The 3,857-nt window shown below is 30.3% G+C and carries 3 protein-coding genes and 1 pseudogene; all 4 read left to right on the top strand.

Features of this window, described 5'->3' with window-relative positions; all coding sequences use genetic code 11:
• Positions 1 to 290: SPASM domain-containing protein (locus ACJAX4_RS22645; RefSeq protein ID WP_435791702.1), on the top strand; the 290-nt coding region annotated here is incomplete at its 5' end.
• 79 nt (positions 291 to 369) lie between these two features.
• A pseudogene (secD, locus tag ACJAX4_RS22640) lies at positions 370 to 1,602 on the top strand (protein translocase subunit SecD); the annotation flags it as partial.
• Positions 1,594 to 2,496 (top strand): protein translocase subunit SecF, encoded by a 903-nt coding sequence (gene secF, locus ACJAX4_RS22635; protein ID WP_435791705.1) that lies wholly within the window; start codon positions 1,594 to 1,596, stop codon positions 2,494 to 2,496. The pseudogene secD and the gene secF, both read left to right, overlap by 9 nt.
• 183 nt (positions 2,497 to 2,679) lie before the next feature.
• Positions 2,680 to 3,537 (top strand): DHH family phosphoesterase, encoded by an 858-nt coding sequence (locus tag ACJAX4_RS22630; RefSeq protein ID WP_435791703.1) that lies wholly within the window; start codon positions 2,680 to 2,682, stop codon positions 3,535 to 3,537.
• Positions 3,538 to 3,857 lie beyond the last annotated feature (320 nt).

Below are 3,857 nucleotides of genomic sequence, written 5' to 3'. Positions count from 1 at the left end.
GTGAAATATACCCTTGTCATCAATTTGTTGGTAACAAAGATTTTCTAATGGGAGATATATATAATGGAATGAATAGTGAAAAGTTAGAAAAGGAGTTTAAAGAGGCGCACATTTACAACAAACCAACATGTAGAGATTGTTGGGCTAAATTTTATTGTAGTGGTGGATGCCAAGCAAATAACTTTAATTTCAACGGAGATATGCATATACCTTATGAAATTGGATGCAAGATGCAAATGAAAAGGATAGAATGTGCTATAGCATTAAAAGCAAAAACAATGAATAAATAATTATATTTACCTGATATTATCTAATTAAATCAATCACAATATAATTCTATTCATTAATAGGAAGCGGAGGGGGATAAAAATGAACAAGGGAAAAAGTACTATACTGTTTTTAGTCAGTGTATTTGTTGTTGGATTATTGGCATTTTCGGGTTTCAACGGACTTAAAATAGGCGATTATAGGTTTAAACCATTTACTGAAACAATAACTAAAGGGTTAGATTTACAAGGTGGTATTTCTGTGTTAGAAGAAATACAAGGGGAAAAAGTTTCTGATAGTGACATGAGTAGAACAATTGAACTTATTACTATGAGGACTAACAAAATGGGAGTCAGCGAAACTGTAGTTGTTCAAGAAGGCAGTAATAGAATTAGAATTGAGATACCAGGTAAATTCGATCAAAAGCAAGTCCTTGATACTGTTGCAAAATCAGGAGTGCTTAAATTTGTTGGACCTGATAAAGTTACTATTCTTACAGGCACAGAAGTAAAAGATGCATCTACATCTATAAATCAGAACAATCAACCTGTTATAAATCTTGAGCTTAATGAAGCAGGTAAGAAAAAATTTGCTGCAGCTACAAAGAAATTTTTAGGACAGCCAATTACTATTTTTATGGATGGTGTGGAATTAACTAGCCCTACAGTGAATGACGTCATTACAAGTGGTAAGGCTGAAATTTCAGGAAAATACACATTAGATGAAGCTACCAGACAAGCTCAAATTATAAAATCTGGAGCACTGCCTGTAACACTAAAAGCTGTTTCAGTTAAAACAGTTGGAGCTACTTTAGGTAAGAATGCATTACCATTAAGCCTTAAAGCTGGAGCAGTAGGGATATTATTTATATTGTTATTTATGCTTTTATATTATAGAGCACCTGGAATTATTGCAGATATATCACTAGTTTTATATGTTGTTTTGGTTCTTGGAACATTCTCAGCAATTAATGTAACCTTGACTTTAGCTGGCATTGCTGCATTCTTACTTACGGTCGGTATGGCAGTTGATGCTAATGTTCTGATATTCGAGAGAATAAAAGAAGAGCTTAGAACTGGGAAATCAATAAAATCCGCTGTTAATTCTGGATTTCATAAAGCATTGTCATCAATACTAGATTCAAATATTACAACTGTAATTGCTGCTATAGTTTTATACACAGTTGGAACAGGAGCAGTTAAAGGATTTGCACTAACACTTATGATTGGTATAACTTTAAGCGTATTTACAGCGTTTACAAGTACAAAATACTTGTTAAAATTAGCAGTTGGAATGAAACTATTAAGCAAACCATCTCATTTTGGTGTGAAGAGGGAGCCTGCCAAATCTCTCAAAACATTTAAAATAATTGAAAAAACTAAAATATGGTTTGCTATTTCCCTATTAATAATTGTAATAGGAATGGGAGCTATGGCGAAAAATGGACTAAACTTAGGTATAGATTTCAAGGGTGGTACAAAACTTGATATAAGTATGAACCAAGAATTTACTAAAGCAGATGTAGATAAAATAATTGATAAAAGAGCTAAAGGTGAATATACATCTAAAACTGTAGATAAAGGTAAAGACTTCGAAGTAATCGTTAGCGATGCTCTCTCTGCTAATGAAATAGCTACTTTGCAAAATGAAATCAAAGATGTGTACAAATCTAGTGAGTTTTCACAAAATTATATTGGGGGATCTGTTGGTACTGAATTAAAATCAAAAGCACTAATTGGTTTAATTGCAGCAACTATTTGTATGTTAATATATATAGGTATAAGATTCGAATTTAAATTTGGACTTGCGGCTGTAACGGCACTAGTGCACGATATTTTAATTACACTTGGAGTATATGCAATATTTAGCATACCGGTAAACTCACCTTTTATAGCGGCTATTCTTACTATAGTTGGGTACTCAATTAATGATACTATTGTAGTATTTGATAGAGTAAGAGAAAATCAAAAAAACATGAGGAAGTCTTCCTTAGAAGATGTTACCAATACAAGTATTACGCAAACTTTAGCAAGATCAATAAATACAGTCACCACAACACTATTTACTATAATGGCTGTATTTGTATTTGTACCAGCTATAAGAGAGCTTAGTGGTCCACTAATAATAGGAATATTAGTTGGGTGCTATTCTTCAATCTTTATAGCAAGTCCTACTTGGGTATTACTTAAAAAAAGAAGTAAAAAAGTATCACAAAAAGCAATATCTTAAGATTAAGAGAACTCGTACAATAATAGAACTAGACGAAGAAGTATGACAAAATAACTACTTCTTCGTCTTTTTTTGTTATTTTTTTAAAAAAAAATTGTAAAATTATAAAATTTAAATTATACTTATTATGTTTCTATTAACTTTAAGGAGTGTTTATGGTTTATGGTGGATTATCACAAAAACATGCAAAAGACCAATAATAACTTTATAGATTATAATATGTATAATCCATTTCTGTTAAAGGGAATGGGAGATGCATTATATAGAATTGTGAAAGCTATAAATAGAAGAGAAAAAATTGTTCTTTATGGGTTTTATGATCTGGATAGTATTACGGCAATCTCCGTACTTATGTTAGTGCTTAATTTTGTAAATGCTGATGTGGAGTATTTTATACCAAATGATCTTTGTGAAAGTCGTGATCTACTAGAAAAAGATATAAATAGTCATATAAAATATTTAGGACCAGAACTAATAATAACCTTAGGCTGTGGTATTAATTCATTAAATGAAATAGAATTATGTAAAAAATTAGGAATTGACGTTATAGTGACAGATTTTCATAAGCCAATTAAACAGTCTCCAGACGCTATTGTAGTAGACCCTAAACAAAGAGGTTGTAAATACCCATTTAAGGGGCTAGGTGCTTCTGGGATAGCTTTTAAACTTGCGCAAGCAATATCGTTACATTATAAGATGAAATCCGTTAACAAATATTTGGATTTAGTAATGATTGGAACCATTTCTAGTAAAACCAAGTTAAACAGTGAAAATAAAATAATTGCTTTAGAAGGTATAAAACGGCTAAATTGTACTAGCAATTATGGAATTTGCGCACTAAAAAAAACTCATGATATTATTAATATTAATGAGGATACAGTATCAAAATTGGCATTAAAAGTAATTCCAACTGTTAATCCTGTTGGAAGAATGGATAATGCAAAGATTGTAGTCGAGTTATTTATTACTTCAGACAGTGCTAGAGCATTACAGATATCAAAGTACTTAGATAAGGAATTGAAAAATAGTCTGATAATTTAGTGAAATTCTACATAATTTTTTATTTGTTGCATATTATTGCATATACATAGCAGTATAATATATAATTGTTAGTATAAAGTATATTAACTAAACCAATAATAAAATATAGTTTAGTAATTTTGACTTTATGAGTAGTCACGGAAACTAATATGTAAAACTTAATTTTGTATAGAATCATTATAGCGCTATAAAGTTTATGTTCAGAGAGTAGTTAGGAATAAAAATAGGCATAGCAAACAAGCCTACAAGATGCAGGAACTTTTTAAAAAAATATTTAATTATCAAACAGCTACTATAATAAATTTAAAATACTAAAACCT

The organism is Clostridium sp., from assembly GCF_051278035.1.
Classification (GTDB): Bacteria; Bacillota; Clostridia; order Clostridiales; family Clostridiaceae; genus Clostridium_AD.
This window is presented reverse-complemented; position numbering and strand designations above follow the sequence as displayed.

Excerpts from the sequence above, each read along its gene's own strand:
- ACJAX4_RS22630 (WP_435791703.1), top strand. The coding sequence starts at position 2,680 with ATGCAAAAGACCAATAATAACTTTATAGATTATAATATGTATAATCCA.